Origin of the sequence: uncultured Hymenobacter sp. (assembly GCF_964243305.1) — a bacterium.
Lineage (GTDB): Bacteria > Bacteroidota > Bacteroidia > Cytophagales > Hymenobacteraceae > Hymenobacter.
This window is the reverse complement of the sequence record NZ_CAXTEF010000014.1, coordinates 87,613-103,094: the sequence shown is the minus strand read 5'-3', so window position 1 is coordinate 103,094 and position 15,482 is coordinate 87,613. Positions and strand designations below refer to the sequence as shown.

The following is a 15,482-nucleotide window of genomic DNA, read 5'->3' as shown; positions in this document are numbered from 1 at the left end:
GCTTTTCTCTGCGCCCGCCTCTGGACGCTGTATCTCAATTGAGAACACCCCCTAATCCGTTTAATCCGATAAATCCGTGGTTCAGACAATTACGGCACGTAGCTGGTCTCGACCCGGAACCGGGCGTCGGGTGTGCCGAGCTTCTGCACGGCGCGGGGCGAGAGGCGCACCAGGATGTTGTTGTTTTCGCCCGTGTCGGGCAGCTTGCCGATGACGCGCACGTACACCGACTGGCCGTTCATGGCGTTTCGGACTTGCATAATCATGCCCACGGGGGCCGTTTTGTGCAGGGCCAGGTACTTGTCGGTGCCGCTGCGCTCGATGGTGGCGGCCAGCCCGCTCTCGGTGACGCGGCTGATGACTTCGCTGGCGCGGGTCGGGTTTTTCTCGCGCTCCTCCCGCTCGTCGCGGCGCTCGACGGGCGAGGTGGCGGGCGTCACGGTACCGATGGGCTCGCTCGTGCCGCTGGTCGCCGGCGCTTTGGCGGCTGCCGCTTCGGGGACTTTAGCCACGGCGGGGGGGGTAGGGATGGCGGCCGACGCGGCGGCCGGGGCGCTGCTGGCCGGGGCAGGTGCGGCGACGCCAGCCTCGGCGGCGCCGCTGAGCAGTAGCTCCTGGCCCACGCGCACCCGGCCGCCGGCGGGCAGGCGGTTGAGGCGAATCAGCTCGGCGGGCGTCAGGCTGAAGCGGCGGGCGATGCCGAACAGGGTTTCGCCCCGCGCCACGGTGTAGCGGGCGGGCACGGTGGTTGAGCTTGGGGAGGCGGGCCGGGCTTCGGCCGCAGCGGGGGGGATAAGCGCCGCCGCCGTATTCACCGCCGCCGGGCGCGCCGCGCCGCGCGGCACCAGCACCACCTGGCCCTGCCGGAGGCCAGCGGCCAACTGCGGGTTGGCCGATTGCAGCTGGTCGAGCCGCACATTGTAGCGGCGGGCAATGCCGAACAGCGTCTCGCTCTTGGTCACGCGGTGTTTCACAAAGCGCTGGCCGCCGCGCAGCTCCACGCCGATGGAATCAGACGGAGCCACCGAAGCCGGGGCGGAAGTGAGGGTGAAACTGGCGAGCAGAAAAAGCAGATTCATCGGGCAAGACGGAAAGTAAGACGGGTAAGCACGGCTTCAAAAAGCCGGACCGGAGGAGTTCGGAGCAGGCAAAATAACGAAGAAACGGCCGGGCCGGCGCCGTCTGGTTTCCCCAGGCCGTAGCTTGCAGCGGATATGCCTGGCCGGGCGCACCTCACTCCCCTACCCCCTTTCAGAAAAGAGGGAGAGCCTGGCGTCGATTAAGAATGAAGAGTTAAAAGTTAAAACTTAGCAGGTTCTTTCAACTCATTCCTCTTACTTCACCAATACTCCCACCTCAACTATGATTCTCGGCCTCATTCCCGCCCGCTACGCCTCGACCCGCCTGCCGGGCAAGCCGCTGCTGGATTTGGGTGGGCGCAGCATGATTCGGCGGGTGGTGGAACAGGCCCGGCGGGCCGACTTGCAGCGCGTGGTGGTGGCGACGGATGATGCGCGCATCCGCGACCACGTGCTGGACTTTGGCGGCGAGGCCGTGCTAACCCGGCCCGAGCACGCCAGCGGCACCGACCGCCTCTGGGAAGCCTTCGAGTTGCTCGGCGCACCCGCCGCCACGCGCTGCATTGTCAATATTCAGGGCGACGAGCCGTTTATCCACCCCGCCCAAATCAACACCCTGACGGCCTTGTTCAGCGGCCCTACCCCCCCTCCGGATATCGCCACGCTGGTCAAGCCGGTGGCGTCGGAAGAAGAACTGTTCAGCCCGCACCTGCCCAAAGTGGTGCTGAGCGCGGCCGGGCGGGCGCTGTATTTCAGCCGCCACCCGCTGCCCTACCAGCGCCAGCGCCCGCCGGCCGAGTGGCTGGCCCACCACCGCTACCTGCGCCACTTGGGCCTATACGCCTACTCGCCGGCCGTGCTGCGGCAGCTCACGCAGCTGCCCGTCTCGCCCCTGGAGGCCGCCGAAAGCCTGGAGCAGCTGCGCTGGCTCGAAGCTGGCTTCCAGATTCAGTGCGCCGAAACCGAGCTGGACGCCTTTGGCATCGACACGCCCGAGGATGCCGCGCGGGCGCGGGCGCGGCTCGGGCAGGGCGTCTAGAAATCGGCGCACCTCGGCGCTTCCGCTGCGGGTCTCGGCACGAACCTCCTGAGCCCACTAGCGGGCAGTCTACTCCCTGCCCCCGGTTATCTCCGCACTACGGCCCACCACGGCCTGCTCGGCGCCGGTAGTTTGGCGCTCGCTGTTCATCTCCTTGGATAAGAAGAAGTTAAGAGCTGTGCGAATGACGGCCACCGCCGCCAGCTTGCCAATCTGCTCCCAGCTCGGGGCAATGGCGGTGGAGAGAATATCGGCCCCGAGCTGAAACTCCAACGCCAGGGCCAGGTAGCGGGCCAGCGTGAGGCGGATGCTGGTAAAATCAGCCGTGCGCCGCCGCGCCAGCGCCGCCACAAACTGCCCGCCTGCCGTGAGAATGCCCAGCGCGATAATGCTGGCGCCCACCATCTCCACGCCCAGCTTAAGCCACTGCACGGCCTCGATAACGGCGGCTTCGGCCTGAGCGTGAAAGGTTAATGCTTCCATAAAAAACAGGGTCATACTGCCTAGCCGCCAGCTTTTTTGGCCTTGTAGCCGGCTTGCAACAGCGCGGCCAGCACCTTGTCGCGAAAGTCGCCCTGCACCCCAATTTCGCCGTCCTTGGCGCTGCCCCCTACCCCGCACTTGGTTTTGAGCTGCTTGCCCAGGGCCTGTAAATCGGCGTCGGTGCCCACGAAGCCGGTGACAAGCGTGACCTGCTTGCCGCCGCGCTGCTTCTTGTCGAGCTGCACCCGCAGGTTTTGCTGCGGGGGCGGCAGCGTACCAGCTTCGCCGGGCGCGTTATCCTGAAACTCAAAATCGGGGTTCGTAGAATAAACCACGCCCGTGCGCTGGATTTTCATTTTCAGTAGTAGTCAGGTAGTGAAGCAGTGGTAGTAAAGCAGTTTCAGCTTGGGTAGAAAGGCTGGTGTAGCGACGCATCTTTATGTCTCGTCGTTGAACGAAAACGGTCGAACGGCAGCATTGAGCGAGGGCGACTGGCTAATTTCCTACCCCCCTTTCCTAATCCAATCGGCGCTCACGCAGGGAGACGCAAAGATGCGTCGCTACATGCCATCCGGCTTTTTTTATTCTTACTTCTCAATTCTTAAACTGCCACTTCCAGCGCCGCCGGGCTCAGCGACACGTCAAACTTGGTGGCATGGCCCAGGTAATCGCCGTCGGCGTGGTAGCCCAGGGGCGCGGCAGCTGTCACATGGGCCTGCTTAAACTGGTAATAATCAGCCGCTTTAGTGGCCGGCAGGTTGCCCAGCGCCATGCCTAGGCTTACGCGCACGGCCCGCACCGCGGGCAGCGCATCAATCAGGCACGCGTCGAGCAGGCCGTCGCGCAAATCAGCCTGAGGTGCAATAAAGGCATTGTTGCCGTACTGCGAGGCGTTGGCGAAGGTCAGCACGTAGCAGTCGGTTTCGAGCAGGCCGGGTCGGCTATCGAAACGAGCCTGCACAGCCACGGGGCGGAAGCGGCGGTATTCGAGCAGCGCCACCCGCACATAGGTTAGCAGGCCGCGGGTGCCGGCCAGGGCAAAGTGCTGGCTCACGTGGGCATCGAAGCCCAGCCCGGCGGTGCAGAAAAACGGCTTTCCGTTAATATGGCCCACATCAATGCGGCTGAACGTGGGCGCTCGCAGCCGGCGCAGCGCGGCCGGCACGCTCAGGGGCACTTGCAGGTGGCGCGCCAGGCCGTTGCCCGACCCCTGCGGTACGATGCCCAGGGCCGCCGCGGTGCCCAGCAGCCCCCGCCCCACCTCGTTGATGGTGCCGTCGCCGCCCACTGCCGCCACCACCCGAAACCCCTCCTGGGCCGCTTCCCGGGCCAGCTCGACGGCGTGGCCGGCGTGCTGCGTAGGCCGCACGGCGTAGTCGGGTCCCCCAGCGCCGCCGAAGTGCCGGGCAATGAGCGCCGGCAGGTCGTGGCGCCGGTTAGGACCCGCATTCGGGTTCAGGATAAAGCAAGTGCGCGGCATGAGGCGGGGGCGGAACGGCCGGGGCCGCGGAGGGGGGTAGGGAATGGCTCTGGAACGGCCGTACCCAAACTAAAGTCGGGAAGCGGAAAAGCCATTTTGCGGAATGACCTTTCTGCTTCCCGACTTATTTACTTATTCACCTACTATACACTTCCGAAACAGCTCATCCGGAAGGCTTAGCTAGCCATTTTTTCGCCCAGGCGCTGAATAAGGTCGGCCGTGCGGGTCGAGTAGCCGAACTCGTTGTCGTACCAGCCCACCACTTTCACCAGCGCGCCGTTGGCCGAGGTCAGCTGCGAGTCGAAAACGCACGAGTGGGGGTTGCCCACAATGTCGATGCTCACCAGCGGGTCGGTCGAGAACTCGATAATGCCCTTGAGCGGCCCATTGGCGGCGGCTTTCAGGGCCTCGTTGACTTGCTCTTTGGTCACTTCCTGCTTCAGAATCACGGTCAGGTCGGTCACCGAGCCGTCGGGCACGGGCACGCGCATGGCAATGCCGTCGAGCTTGCCCTTGAGTTGCGGCAGCACGAGGCCCACGGCCTTGGCCGCGCCGGTGCTGGTCGGGATGATGCTCAGGGCGGCGGCGCGGGCGCGGCGCAGGTCCTTGTGGGGGGCGTCCTGCAGGTTTTGGTCCGAGGTGTAGGCGTGCACCGTCGTGATGTAGCCCTTCTCGATGCCAAAGGCGTCGTCGAGCACCTTGGCCATCGGGGCCAGGCAGTTGGTGGTGCAGGAGGCGTTGGAGAGGATGGTCTCGTCGCCGGTCAGCGTATCCTCGTTCACGCCCAGCACCACGGTCGGGATGTCGCCCGTGGCCGGGGCCGAAATCACGACCTTCTTGCAGCCCGCCGTCAGGTGCTGGCCGGCGCCGGCCTCATCGACGAAGCGGCCGGTGCTTTCGAGCACCACGTCAATGTTCATGTCCTTCCAGGGCAGCAGCTTGGGGTCGCGCTCGGCCAGGGCGGCGATGCGCGTGCCGTTGACGGTCAGGGAGTTCTCATCGAAGCTCACCGTACCGTCGAAGCGCCCGTGCACCGAGTCGTACTTGAGCAGGTGAGCCAGGGTCTTGTTATCGGTCAGGTCGTTGATGGCCACGACCTCCACGTTGTCGCGGCCGAGCAGGGCCCGGAAGGTGAGGCGGCCAATACGGCCGAAGCCGTTGATGGCGACTTTAATTTTTGCCATGAGGGAAAGAAGGAATAGAAGGTGCCGGCTGCCGCCCTGGCAGCCGGTTAAAACGCGGGGGCGAAGATAGCAGCCGGGCCCGCAGCTTGCACCATACGCAGCCGTTTCGCCTTCGTTGGCCCGTCCCTACCCCCCGGCCGACAGCTCAGACCGCATCTTTGCGCTTTGAAAATCAGTTCCTTTCCTTTCCCACCCAAACTTTTTTAGCCCTGACGCTTGCCCCAAATGCTACCCGCCCTATCTTTGCACCACCAAAAACGAAAAACGGTCCGTTCGTCTAGGGGTTAGGACAGTAGATTTTCATTCTACCAACAGGGGTTCGATTCCCCTACGGACTACGAAAAACGCCCTCTGCACTGCGCAGAGGGCGTTTTTACTTTACTGGGGTACAGCTGCTCATCGCGATAGCCTTCATTCCGGCCGCGGCCCTCATTGGCGCCGGCCTGGCCGTGGGCCGCCCCGGCCAGGCGCTGGAAGGCCTGGAGTTGATTGGCCTGGAGCTGATTGGCGAGGAAATCGAGCAGCGCTTCGGCCTGGAAAGCAACGACCTGCCCCTCACCCAGTTCGCCAACCGCATCCGCGTGAGCGTGCACGAGGCGCTGAGCGTAGACCTGCCCGGCCACAAAAAGGCGCTGGCCGACCCCGCCCACACCATCGTCAGCTAAGGCCGGCGCTGTTTTGCCTTATCTGGCTGATACCCCTTTCAGGCAGCGTAAGTGTCTTCGGCTTCCAAGTGGCGCACCAGTGCCATCATGGCCAGCATGTCGAGCAAAGGCTCCACCTTATCGGCCTTGGTGCGCCGGAAGCGGGCCGCGACCTGTGCACTGCTCAGGGCCTCGCCGCCGGCCTGCTGCACAACGCTGCGCACGGCAAACATTTGCCGCGCCAACTCGACCGGCCAGGGATGCGCCTCGGTGGCGGCCGTGGGGGCGGCCGGGGCAATCACCGGCAAGGCCAGCGCAGCCTGCTGTTGGCCGGGCGGCGCCTGGTAGGCGGGGCGCAGGTAGCGCACGGTGCCGGCGGCTTTTTCCTGCCGACGGGCGCGGTTGAGCTGCACGAGGCGCGTGAGCAGGTCGGCGTCGGGCAGGTCGGCGGGCCAGCCGTAGGCGGCGGCCACAGCCGCGTCGAGCTGCTGGTGCAGGCTGAGCACCACGGCGGCTAGGCCCTGCTCGTGGATGGCTTGCTCCTTGGCGGTAAAGAACTGGCCGGCACGCAGCTTCTCGACTGCGTTGTAGAGGTCGGTGAGCGTGAGGCCGGGGTGCTGGGCCTGCTGGCGCTTGCGGTGCGTGTCGAGAGCTTCGGCCAGCCCGCGAATACGGGCTTGCTGCGCCGGAGGGGGTAGGGAATGGAAATGGGTCGAAGCAGCGCGTTTTTACATAAACCGGGTCATTGCCAACACCTAGCCGGCGACCGGCTGCCAGTGCCCAAACCACGTGCGTGCGGCTGGACAGGACCCCTAAGAAAAAAGCGTCATTAAGCGCAATGTTGATGAGCTTGTTATCCGGCAAAATACTAGCATCGAGGAACTGAAAGACCCGGTGCTTGGCCGTTTCGACGGTAGCGATGTAGCGGGGCAGACCGGCCAAAGCCGGCCGGAAACTACTCCGTGCTTCCCCAAAAATCCACCAATTGTCCCGGTAGGCAGCCCGGTTGTTCTTGTCGCGCTCCGGTTTTACAGTTTCAAAAATGTGCTGATAAACAGCGGGGTATCGCGCAACGACATCCTCGCTTTTCAGGCCCAGTAAGTCAATTACGTAGCTCCCTCGGGGCTTATCGGTCAGGTCCCGGCCGTTGCGGTAGGGGCGAATGTGTTTTTCTAAATTTACAAGGGAGCCTAGCCCTAACGCTGCCGCCTTTTCGGGAGAAATAATAAAGCCTGCTCCGTGAAGCTTGACGCCTGGATTGCTCAGCCCCGCGTTGACCAGCAGCGGTTGAGCCGTATCTAAATTCACCCCAATACTCAAATCAGGCTGAATCCGGCCTTCCTGCTCCGTAAAGACCACTTCGGCTGCATCGTCGCCCGCCACGATTTTCTCCGACACCAGTTGCAGCAGGCGGCCGGCGGCCGGAGTAGCGGCCCGGTCGGCCACAGTGAAGGCCACGCGCACGGCGGCCCCGTCGGCGCTGTCTACCCACGGGTGGTCGGGGATGGCGAAGCGCAGCGCGAGCGGCGGCACTTCGCCCTCCAGGAAAGGCTGCATTACGCGCCGGTTAAAGGTCTGGCGCCGGCTGTTCGTGGTGATGAACCCGAACCGCTCGGCGCGGCCGGCTTGCACTTCGGCCGCCGCCCGCTGCCACCAGAACATCACCAGGTCGGCTGAGTCAGGTACCTGGCCGGCGTAAGTCTTGCGCAAAGCCAGCGTGTAGGCATCGCCCAGCGCGTCGCGCATTCGGCTGGCACTCAGAAAGGGCGGGTTGCCTAGAATAAAATCCGCTTCGGGCCAGACGGCCGGGCGCGGATTGGCGAAGTTCGGCTCGTCGTAGCCTAGCACGGCGTCTTGCTGGCGGATGTTCTGGTAGTCGTCCAGCAACGGCTCGCGCAGCTGCGTCAGGCCGTGGGTGCGCAGGTGCCACTGCAAGTAGCCGATGCGCAGCACCACGTCGGCAATGGCGGCCGCGCGCGGGTTCAGCTCCAGGCCCAGCAGCTGGCGCGGCCCGACCGTGGTGCCGTCGCCCAGCTCTAGCCGGCCCGACTGCCCCAGCTGCCCCAGCGCGGTCAGCACCTCGCCTTCCAGGCGTTTGAGGTGTTCAAGTGTGACGTAGAGAAAGTTGCCCGAGCCGCAGGCCGGGTCCAGGATGCGCACTGAGGTGAGGCGGCGAAGGAAGCGCAGCAGCTCGGCGCGGGCCTCGTCCACGGCCTTTTTGCCGCCGGTGCCTTCGTCCAGGCGCTGGGCGCTGGCGGCCTGGGCGGCGGCCCACTCGCGGCGCAGCGGCTCTATCACCGTGGGCAGCACCAGGCGTTCGACGTAGCGGCGGGGCGTATAATGTGCGCCGAGGCGGTGCCGCTCTTTCGGGTCGAGGGCGCGTTCGAGCAGGGTGCCGAAGATGGCGGGCTCCACTTCCGTCCAGTCGGCTTCGGCGGCCTGTTGCAGCAGCTGCACCTGGTCGGCATTGAGGGGCAAGGCCGTGGCGTCGTGGAAGAGCTTGCCGTTGAAGTGGCGCACCTTCGTCCGCAGGGCCGGCGAGAAGCCGCCCCGGTCCATCGTCGTCCACAGGCTTTGCAGGGCCTCGGGCAGGTAGGCGCGGGCCTCGGCCGAGCCGGTGTACTCGGCCAGCAGGTTCGAGAATGACTTTTTCGGGATTAGCCCCGCGTCCTCGGCAAACATGGTGAAGAGACAGCGCATCAGAAACTGCGCCACGACATCGGAGCTGTGGCCGGCCTTTTCAAGCTGGCTGCTCAGGCCCGCCAGGTGCGCGGCCAGGCGGCGCGTGACCTGGGCGGCGCGGCGGCCGGGGTCGAGACTTTGCGGGTCGGTGAAGAGCCGGCGCAGCTGCTCGCGCGTGGCCGGGTCGGCCAGCGCCGGCAGCAGCACCCGGAACTTGCCCGAGTCGGGGAAGGGCACGTAGGAGTCGCCTACCCCCGTGAAGTTGCTGTAGAGGTCAATAGCGTAGCCCACGTCCACGACGACCACGAACGGCGGCCGGGGCTCCGGCGCCGGCAGAGCCCGCACGTAGCGCAGCGCCTGCTCGCGGGCCGCTTCCATCATCTGGCCCCACTTGGCCGTGCCGCGCACAGCGTGGCCGCGGCGCAGCACCCTGGCAGCAAGGCCCAACTCACGCCGTTCGAGGTTCGAGGTTCGAGGTTCGAGGTTCGAGGTTCCGCGCTCGCGGTATTTACAGGTGTTGAAACCTTGTCCAAACGAGTGACGCCCTGCTTGGTTTCGAGCACGAAGCAGCCGCGTTTGTAAAGGTCAATGCGGCCCGTGCTTTTCTTGCCCGCGCCGTCGCCGAAGCTCACGCCGCGCTCGAACACATAGGCGTCGTGGGCGGGGTCGTCGGTTTTGGGCTCGGGCCGGGGCACGCCCAGCAGGTCGCAGAGGTCTTGCAGAAACAGGCCGTAGTTGGCGTGTTCCGACCCGCCGGAGTTAAGCCAGCGGGCAGCGAAGTCAGGGTAAGTCACGGAGAAAAGACAAGCCGGCGCGGCGGCGTAGCCAGTAAGCCCCGAACTTACTGCATCCGGTGTCGAAAGCCCAACAATTGGCCACGAAATTGCGCCGGAATGAATACATCCGACTGGCACAAACTGATTGTCGTTGTCGCTTTTCCTACCCCCCTATGGTTGGCTTATAGCTTGCGCGACCGGCGTTTGGGCGGCGAGGCCACGGGTAGGGCCGCGGAACGCAGCCGCTCGTCGAACACCAGCGGCTGGGTGCTGAGGATGTGCACTTCGGCAATGCGCGGGTGCAACGGGTTAATCAGCACGTTGCGCGTGGGCGAGCCGGGCAGCACCACGGAAGGCATGGTGAAGGCCAGAGCGGGGTCTGTGGGCCGCAGGCGCGGCAGCAGAAATTGCGGCACGGCGTCGGGGTAGAGCCGCTGGTCCCAGCCAGGGGGCAGGTCGGCCAACGGGATTTCCGCCACGGCGTCGGCGGGCAGTTCGAGCGTCAGCAGCCCGAAGGGCGGCAGGTCGGCCAGGGGCGTGCCGTCCAGGTGCACCATGTTTTCCAGGAAGGCCAGCTCCGGCGAAGTCGAAGCATAGACCAGGGGCACGTCCACGGGGCTCCAACGGCCGCCGGTGCGGCGGGCGCCCCCGCCCGTGAGGGCGGTGTCCAGGTGTTTAAGCTTTTGAACCCGGTAAACCAGCAGGGCCGCCATGCAGGGGGCCTGACTTAGCTATAGACGCCGTACTCGATGCGGCCGAGCAACTCGTCCACGAGCTGAAAGCCGCTGGCCGTGTCGAGCAGCTCCAGCGGCGACTGGTTGCCCAGCAGGGGCAAGGGCCGGCGCAGCCAGCGGTTGAACTTACCCTGGTCCTCGAATACGTCCACGCCGTGCTCAGTCAGTTGGCGCAGCAGCAGCAGGCGCTCCGATTCGCTTTTGCTCAATTCCCCTTCGCTTTCGAGGCGCCGGGCCAGCGTGCGTTCCGTGGTGTCAAGGATGGGGGCCAACTCGCGCACGGTCAGCTCCAACTGCTGGCTAATCTCGCGCACTTCGGTAGTGGCCAGGCCCGCCCGCGCCCGCCCGATGAGCGTGAAAACGGCCAGCGCACTCTTGGTCTGGGGCACGATGTGGATGGCGGTCAATTCGCTGGCGCCGATAGAAAGGTCCCAAGCAGCGGTAGCTTTTGCTGCTAGTGTTGATTTGACAGCCGTTTTCATGGGAACAAAGTTGCTGGCATTTGGCAGTAATGATACTGCCAATTTTCCGATTAACGCTGCACCTCGCTAAAAAGTTAACTCCCTGCCAAGCCGGCATGGGTCTGAATAGGATACCGAAAGCGTCCTGTTAGTAGCGCGTCAGCAACGAAGCTGGCCTGTTCACTTTCGATGCCTGGCTGGTATGACGCCCGGACAACGCAGGCAGTACGGGCCGCTAGCCAACCTAGTCAGGAGAGCTTACAAACGCTAGCTACCCGCCACGGCATCAAGCCCAAAACAGTCGCCAAGTGGCGTAAGCGCACCACCGTAGCCGATGCCCCGATGGGACCGGCACCCACCTCGACGGTGCGCACAGGCGAGGAGGAGGCGATTGCCGTCGCCTTTCGGCGCCACACCCTCTTGGCCCTGGAATACTCGGCTACCAACTTTAAGGACTTAGTGGGGCGCCATGAGGCCGTGCAGAGCAGGAGCCGCCGGGGCAACTGCTACGATAACGCGCACGCCGAGTCGTTTTGGAGTCGGCTCAAAACCGAATTACTCGCCGGCGGTAGCTTCCGTAAGCTGAGCGAACCACGCCTGGAAATCAGCTACTATCTCGCCTATTATAACGCCGAACGGCGGCATTCCACCCTTGGCTACCTGGCCCCCAACCACTTCGGAACCCACTTCCAAACCATGTCCCAACTCTGTGCGGCGTAGCTAGACCACCTCAAAAACCTCATAGCTCACTAAAGTATGTGTTAGACTTGTTCCCAAATAGCATTTTTGGGAATGCTTGCTGTGCATACGATAAGCGATGACCGGCAAATGCGGGCCCTGACAGGCCTGGACCTAGCCGCGTTTTGTGCCTTGGCCGAGCCGATTACTTGAAAGCCTACCCCACCTTCGACCTGCTGGCTGCCGCCTTTAGCTTGCCCCGCTCCAAAGCCTGTGAACACGCCCACCGCCTGGCCAAGGCCCTGGAGCGCACCCTACGCCCCCTCGGGGTGCTGCCGGTCCGGGCTATCAACTCGCTGGCCCAGATGCAGGCCGTCTTTGCCGCCGTGCCCGTACTCTTGCTCGACACCACCGAACGCCCTTACCGCCGGGCGCAGGCGGCCGTGAACCGGCCGGCCGACTGACTACTTGGGCAAAAAAAAGGCCACCCGTAAAACCACGCGCTTCGCCGACCCCAGCCGCGACATTCGTTACCTGGGACCGACCACCCGTGGAGCCACCCACGACTATCAGATGCTCAAAAACGAGTTCGCCGCCCACCTGGGCTTGCTTGACCGCTACCGCTTGCTGGTGCTGGCCGATTTGGCTACCTGGGCCTGATCGCCGACTATGACGCGGCCCTAGAAAGCCGGTCCCACCGCAAGCCCCGCCGCAGTAAAAAGAACCTCGTGACTGCCTTGACCGAGGCCCAACAAGCCGCCAACCGCGCCCACGCCCGTCGCCGCGTCAAGATTGGGCACGCCCTGAGCGGGGCCAAGCGCTTGGGCTACGTCACCCAAGCTTACCGTAATGAGTCCTTGGTTTTCAACGACCGGCTCATAGCACCGGCCTGTGGCATCTGGAATTGGCATCTCATCAAATAAAGAAAACCTTATTTAGGAACACCCCTACTATCCATACAGCCTAAAATGACCTTCCCTGGGGAAGGTCTTTTTGCTTTATCCTGGCAGGGAAGCCGTTAGTGATAATGCAGCGTCAATTCCCTACCCCCTCGCCAGCCCGCCAACCCTAAGCTGCCCGCGGCCAAGCCAGCGGTTTCCGGCGCCGCCGCCCGGTGCACGGCCAGCAGCTCGTGCAGGTGGGCCCAGTTGCGGGCTGTGGGGGGCGCGGGCGCGGCCAGCGCGGCGTGCAAGTGGCCGGCCGAAGTGAGCAGCCGCGCTCCAAACACCTGGGGCAACCTCGCCGCCCCGCCCTCCGCCGTCAGGTCCGTGAACGTCCCGAAGTCGGCCGTGGCGTGGTAGAAGCGCCGCAGCGCCGGCCGCTGGCCCGGCGCAAGCTGGCCCAGCCACCGCCCCAGCTCGGCCAGAAGCTCGGCGTATTCGGGGGTCAGCAGCAAGGGCAGGCGCCCGAACACATCAGCGAACAAGTCGGGGGTAGGCAACTGGTCGAAGTCAGCCGCCCCGCGCAGGCCCGTCACGACGGGCAGGTGCCGGCTGCCCAGGGCCGCGAAGTAATCCTGGCATTCTAGCGGCGCCGCCTCCGGATGGAGGCGCCAGCCGGTGTGCCGCTGCAGCTTTTGCTCCAGAACCGCCAGGTCCGGCGGTGCTTCGCGGCTGAGGCCCAGCGCGGCCACGCCCACCCCGAAGGCCGGCGTGGCCCGCCGGTGCAGCAGCGCCGTCTGGCGGTCAAACAGCATTTTCCAGACCGGCAGCTGCGGCCGGGCAGCATTGGTGGCGGGCGGGGTAAAGCGAGTGTGCAGCATGGCGCGCGGAGGTTGAAAAGCGAATTGAACGGGTGGCGAAAGGCATAAAAAAAGCCCGATTCCGGGGGCGGAATCGGGCGGGCTATTCTTTGGGGCTGTTGGGCCGGCTCATGCGGCCAACTCGTGATTCCCAGATGTGCGCGGCTCGATTCCGACCCCAACGACGGGGCGATTTTTACGAGTTAGGCAAATCAGGCACATGAACACGAGCATAGGACAAATATAAAAGATTTTCCCGTTACAAGTTAGTTGTCAGGCAGAACCTCATACTGAGCAGAATGAAGCATGAGGTTCTGCCTGACAACTAAGCTTACCGAATAATATCGCCCGAGCCGGCGCCACGCTCGGATGCATCAATCTTGCGCAGCGTGTACACGGCCCGTACCGAATCGACGCCGGAGAGGCTGTTGACGTTGAAGTCGATGACGCTTTCCTGCACTTTGCCTTTCACGAAGTGCCGGTATTCGTCGGCCGATTCGCGCACCACGTAGAGGTCGCCGGGACCTTTGACTTTGAGCTTGACGTAGGTGCTGCGGCCGTCGGGGGCGGGCTTGCGCGCGTCGTCGGCCACGAGGCTGGCGCCCACGAGGCGGGTTTTGGTCTGGTCGGTGCCGGGCAGGGCATAGTTGCCGAGGCCATCAACGAACACCTCGCGGCGCAGCATCAAATCTTCCGTCGAAAGCTTAGCTAGCAAGCCCAGGTTGGCTTTGTCCATGACAAGCTGCTGGCGGCCCACGCCGGGCGGCGCCTGCTGATAATAGACTAAAACCGGGTCGGAGAGCTTGACCTTGCCGATGTAGATTTTAGGCTTACTGAGGTCCTCGGCGGGCTCGTCCAGGTTCAAGCCGCCATTTTTCTTGCGAGCGCGGTCGAGGGCTTTGGACTTCTCGCGGCGCTCTTTATCGGCTTTTTCTTCCGCTTCCTTGGCCTGCGCCGCAGCTTGCTCTACGGCTTCGCGGCGGGCAATTTCCGCTTCGGCGCGGGCCTTGAGCTTCTCCTTGGTGGTCAGGCGCACGGGTGCGGCGCCGGGTTTGGGCCGGGTTTGGGCGGCCGCGCCGGTAGCGCCACAAATAGTCAGCAGCAAGAGCAGGTAGAAGAGTTTCATGCCTCAAAAAAACACAATTTAGTTGAATCCGCAAACTGCCGCGCTCAAACCTTGTGCCACATGGTCCTACTTCCCGCCTACCCCCTCCCGCTGGCTTGTACTGGCTTATTCCAGGGTCTGCCGCAATTCATAGACCCGGCGCAGGTTACGGATGAGACGGCCCGACTCTTCAAAATTCAGGGTTTGGGCGCCGTCAGAAGCGGCTTTTTCGGGCTGCTCGTGAGTTTCGTAGAGAATGCCATCGGCGCCGGCCAGCACGGCGGCCAGGGCCATATCGGGCACGTAGTCGCGGATGCCGATGCCGTGCGAAGGGTCCACGAGTACGGGCAGGTGGGTTTTCTCCTTGAGAATAGGCACCGCGTTTAAATCCAGCGTGTTGCGGCTGGCCGTTTCGAAGGTGCGGATGCCACGCTCGCACAGGGCCAGTTTCTCGTTGCCCCCCGAAAATACATATTCGGCCGACGAGAGCAGCTCCTCAACCGTGCCCGAAATGCCGCGCTTAATCAGCACGGGCTTGTCGACGCCACCCAGCGCATCGAGCAGGTTAAAGTTCTGCGTGTTGCGCGCTCCGACCTGAAACACGTCCACGTAGTCGTGCATCTCCTCGACCTGCGAGACTTGCATCACCTCGGTCACAATCTTGACGCCCCGCGCCCGCGCCAGCTGATGAAACAGCCGCAAGCCTTCCATGCCCATGCCCCGAAACGAGTAGGGCGAGGAGCGCGGCTTGAACACGCCGCCGCGCATAAGCCGCACGTTGTTTTCGGTGAGGTGGTCGAGGACGGTGTTCATCTGCGCCTCGCTCTCAATGCTGCACGGCCCGGCCACGATAGTAAAATCACCCTCACCAATGCGCACGCCATCGCCGAGGTCCAGCACCGTGGGGCGCACGCGCCACTTGCGGCTCACCAGCTTGTACTCGTCCGAAACGCGGTGAATGTCCTGCACGCCGGGCAGCTGGCCCACCGCGCGCAGGTCGATATCGGCCTTGCCGATGCCGACAAGGTAGTGCGCCCGCTGAGTTTTAACTTCCGTGACTTTGTACTTGAGGCCTTCGATGCGGCTGATGATGGCGGCTTTGGCGGCGGGCGCTAGGCCGGGCTGGAGTTGGATGAGCATACTGATTATTATTCCCTACCCCCTCGTTTCCGGTCATGCTGACGAAGGAAGCATCCTATCACGCCTCAACAAGCAGTGTATAAGTAACTACTGCGTCGTTCTGCGGTGCCAGGATACTTCCTTCGTCAGCATGACCGGAAACGAGGGGGTAGGGATTTACTTTAAAATGGAAGAGACAAAAGCCGTGGCCGCGGCCGGCGCATTCCCTACCCCCTCCAAAGCGCGAATCAGCGCCGAGCCGATAATGGCGCCCTCG

General features: G+C 63.9%; 18 protein-coding genes, 1 tRNA gene and 1 pseudogene. 8 read left to right on the top strand and 12 right to left on the bottom strand.

The genetic code is table 11. The annotated features are described in order from the left end of the window. Window positions 1-89: 89 nt before the first annotated feature. Window positions 90-1,079 (bottom strand): LysM peptidoglycan-binding domain-containing protein, encoded by a 990-nt coding sequence (locus ACFE70_RS10515; protein ID WP_375417694.1) that lies wholly within the window; start codon window positions 1,077-1,079, stop codon window positions 90-92. A gap of 283 nt (window positions 1,080-1,362) precedes the next feature. On the opposite strand from ACFE70_RS10515, the gene kdsB reads away from it, so the two are divergent. Beyond that, window positions 1,363-2,118 (top strand): 3-deoxy-manno-octulosonate cytidylyltransferase, encoded by a 756-nt coding sequence (kdsB, locus tag ACFE70_RS10510; RefSeq protein ID WP_375417693.1) that lies wholly within the window; start codon window positions 1,363-1,365, stop codon window positions 2,116-2,118. Window positions 2,119-2,187: 69 nt separating this feature from the next. On the opposite strand, the gene ACFE70_RS10505 is transcribed toward kdsB, so the two are convergent. The 4 genes from ACFE70_RS10505 to gap all read right to left on the bottom strand — a co-directional run bounded on the left by ACFE70_RS10505 (window position 2,188) and on the right by gap (window position 5,265). Further along, window positions 2,188-2,601 carry a DUF1622 domain-containing protein gene (locus ACFE70_RS10505; RefSeq protein WP_375417692.1) on the bottom strand — a complete coding sequence of 138 codons (414 nt, stop codon included), beginning with the start codon at window positions 2,599-2,601 and terminating at the stop codon, window positions 2,188-2,190. Between the two features lie 20 nt (window positions 2,602-2,621). Then, the gene (locus tag ACFE70_RS10500; RefSeq protein ID WP_375417691.1) at window positions 2,622-2,957 is read right to left on the bottom strand and encodes a translation initiation factor; all 336 of its coding nucleotides are present in this window, start codon (window positions 2,955-2,957) and stop codon (window positions 2,622-2,624) included. Window positions 2,958-3,202: 245 nt separating this feature from the next. Further along, on the bottom strand, window positions 3,203-4,081 hold the full coding sequence (locus ACFE70_RS10495; protein WP_375417690.1) for a diacylglycerol/lipid kinase family protein: 879 nt from the start codon (window positions 4,079-4,081) through the stop codon (window positions 3,203-3,205). Window positions 4,082-4,257: 176 nt separating this feature from the next. Continuing rightward, window positions 4,258-5,265 carry a type I glyceraldehyde-3-phosphate dehydrogenase gene (gene gap, locus ACFE70_RS10490; protein WP_375417689.1) on the bottom strand — a complete coding sequence of 336 codons (1,008 nt, stop codon included), beginning with the start codon at window positions 5,263-5,265 and terminating at the stop codon, window positions 4,258-4,260. Window positions 5,266-5,531: 266 nt separating this feature from the next. Between gap and ACFE70_RS10485 the strand changes: the two genes are divergently transcribed. Both ACFE70_RS10485 and ACFE70_RS10480 read left to right on the top strand, forming a co-directional pair. Then, a tRNA-Glu gene (locus ACFE70_RS10485) sits at window positions 5,532-5,603 on the top strand. 111 nt (window positions 5,604-5,714) lie between these two features. Next, entirely contained in the window at window positions 5,715-5,930 is a 216-nt protein-coding gene (locus tag ACFE70_RS10480; RefSeq protein WP_375417688.1) for a hypothetical protein, read from the top strand. Window positions 5,931-6,047: 117 nt separating this feature from the next. On the opposite strand, the gene ACFE70_RS10475 is transcribed toward ACFE70_RS10480, so the two are convergent. The 4 genes from ACFE70_RS10475 to ACFE70_RS10460 form a co-directional block, all read right to left on the bottom strand. After that, window positions 6,048-9,038: a class I SAM-dependent DNA methyltransferase gene (locus tag ACFE70_RS10475; RefSeq protein ID WP_375417687.1), complete on the bottom strand. Its 2,991-nt coding sequence runs from the start codon at window positions 9,036-9,038 to the stop codon at window positions 6,048-6,050. After that, on the bottom strand, window positions 8,969-9,385 hold the full coding sequence (locus ACFE70_RS10470) for a type IIL restriction-modification enzyme MmeI (RefSeq protein WP_375417686.1): 417 nt from the start codon (window positions 9,383-9,385) through the stop codon (window positions 8,969-8,971). The genes ACFE70_RS10475 and ACFE70_RS10470 overlap by 70 nt, the downstream gene beginning before the upstream one ends. 164 nt (window positions 9,386-9,549) lie before the next feature. Continuing rightward, window positions 9,550-10,080, bottom strand: coding sequence for an RES family NAD+ phosphorylase (locus tag ACFE70_RS10465; protein ID WP_375417685.1), 531 nt, complete (start codon window positions 10,078-10,080; stop codon window positions 9,550-9,552). Between the two features lie 14 nt (window positions 10,081-10,094). Beyond that, on the bottom strand, window positions 10,095-10,508 hold the full coding sequence (locus tag ACFE70_RS10460; protein WP_375417684.1) for an antitoxin Xre/MbcA/ParS toxin-binding domain-containing protein: 414 nt from the start codon (window positions 10,506-10,508) through the stop codon (window positions 10,095-10,097). Between the two features lie 243 nt (window positions 10,509-10,751). Here ACFE70_RS10460 and ACFE70_RS10455 point away from each other — a divergent pair. The 5 genes and pseudogenes from ACFE70_RS10455 to ACFE70_RS10435 form a co-directional block, all read left to right on the top strand. Further along, window positions 10,752-10,994: pseudogene (locus ACFE70_RS10455) on the top strand (IS481 family transposase); the annotation flags it as partial. Between the two features lie 27 nt (window positions 10,995-11,021). Then, entirely contained in the window at window positions 11,022-11,282 is a 261-nt protein-coding gene (locus ACFE70_RS10450; RefSeq protein ID WP_375417696.1) for an integrase core domain-containing protein, read from the top strand. A gap of 167 nt (window positions 11,283-11,449) precedes the next feature. Beyond that, window positions 11,450-11,704, top strand: coding sequence for a hypothetical protein (locus ACFE70_RS10445; RefSeq protein ID WP_375417683.1), 255 nt, complete (start codon window positions 11,450-11,452; stop codon window positions 11,702-11,704). Window positions 11,705-11,708: 4 nt separating this feature from the next. Then, on the top strand, window positions 11,709-11,900 hold the full coding sequence (locus tag ACFE70_RS10440) for a hypothetical protein (RefSeq protein WP_375417682.1): 192 nt from the start codon (window positions 11,709-11,711) through the stop codon (window positions 11,898-11,900). Window positions 11,901-11,968: 68 nt separating this feature from the next. After that, complete coding sequence (locus ACFE70_RS10435; protein ID WP_375417681.1) at window positions 11,969-12,163, top strand: hypothetical protein; 195 nt, start codon at window positions 11,969-11,971, stop codon at window positions 12,161-12,163. A gap of 95 nt (window positions 12,164-12,258) precedes the next feature. On the opposite strand, the gene ACFE70_RS10430 is transcribed toward ACFE70_RS10435, so the two are convergent. The 3 genes from ACFE70_RS10430 to aroF all read right to left on the bottom strand — a co-directional run bounded on the left by ACFE70_RS10430 (window position 12,259) and on the right by aroF (window position 15,226). Further along, window positions 12,259-13,002: a hypothetical protein gene (locus tag ACFE70_RS10430; protein WP_375417680.1), complete on the bottom strand. Its 744-nt coding sequence runs from the start codon at window positions 13,000-13,002 to the stop codon at window positions 12,259-12,261. 310 nt (window positions 13,003-13,312) lie between these two features. Then, a complete protein-coding gene (locus ACFE70_RS10425) occupies window positions 13,313-14,107 on the bottom strand; it encodes a hypothetical protein (RefSeq protein WP_375417679.1) in 795 nt (264 codons plus the stop codon). Window positions 14,108-14,212: 105 nt separating this feature from the next. After that, a complete protein-coding gene (gene aroF / locus ACFE70_RS10420) occupies window positions 14,213-15,226 on the bottom strand; it encodes a 3-deoxy-7-phosphoheptulonate synthase (protein WP_375417678.1) in 1,014 nt (337 codons plus the stop codon). Between the last annotated feature and the right edge of the window lie 256 nt (window positions 15,227-15,482).

Bases quoted from the DNA above. Each gene is read 5' to 3' on its own strand.
- ACFE70_RS10515 (WP_375417694.1), bottom strand. From the start codon at position 1,079: ATGAATCTGCTTTTTCTGCTCGCCAGTTTCACCCTCACTTCCGCCCCG.
- kdsB (WP_375417693.1), top strand. From the start codon at position 1,363: ATGATTCTCGGCCTCATTCCCGCCCGCTACGCCTCGACCCGCCTGCCG.
- ACFE70_RS10505 (WP_375417692.1), bottom strand. From the start codon at position 2,601: ATGGAAGCATTAACCTTTCACGCTCAGGCCGAAGCCGCCGTTATCGAG.
- ACFE70_RS10500 (WP_375417691.1), bottom strand. From the start codon at position 2,957: ATGAAAATCCAGCGCACGGGCGTGGTTTATTCTACGAACCCCGATTTT.
- ACFE70_RS10495 (WP_375417690.1), bottom strand. From the start codon at position 4,081: ATGCCGCGCACTTGCTTTATCCTGAACCCGAATGCGGGTCCTAACCGG.
- gap (WP_375417689.1), bottom strand. From the start codon at position 5,265: ATGGCAAAAATTAAAGTCGCCATCAACGGCTTCGGCCGTATTGGCCGC.
- ACFE70_RS10465 (WP_375417685.1), bottom strand. From the start codon at position 10,080: ATGGCGGCCCTGCTGGTTTACCGGGTTCAAAAGCTTAAACACCTGGAC.
- ACFE70_RS10430 (WP_375417680.1), bottom strand. From the start codon at position 13,002: ATGCTGCACACTCGCTTTACCCCGCCCGCCACCAATGCTGCCCGGCCG.
- ACFE70_RS10425 (WP_375417679.1), bottom strand. From the start codon at position 14,107: ATGAAACTCTTCTACCTGCTCTTGCTGCTGACTATTTGTGGCGCTACC.
- aroF (WP_375417678.1), bottom strand. From the start codon at position 15,226: ATGCTCATCCAACTCCAGCCCGGCCTAGCGCCCGCCGCCAAAGCCGCC.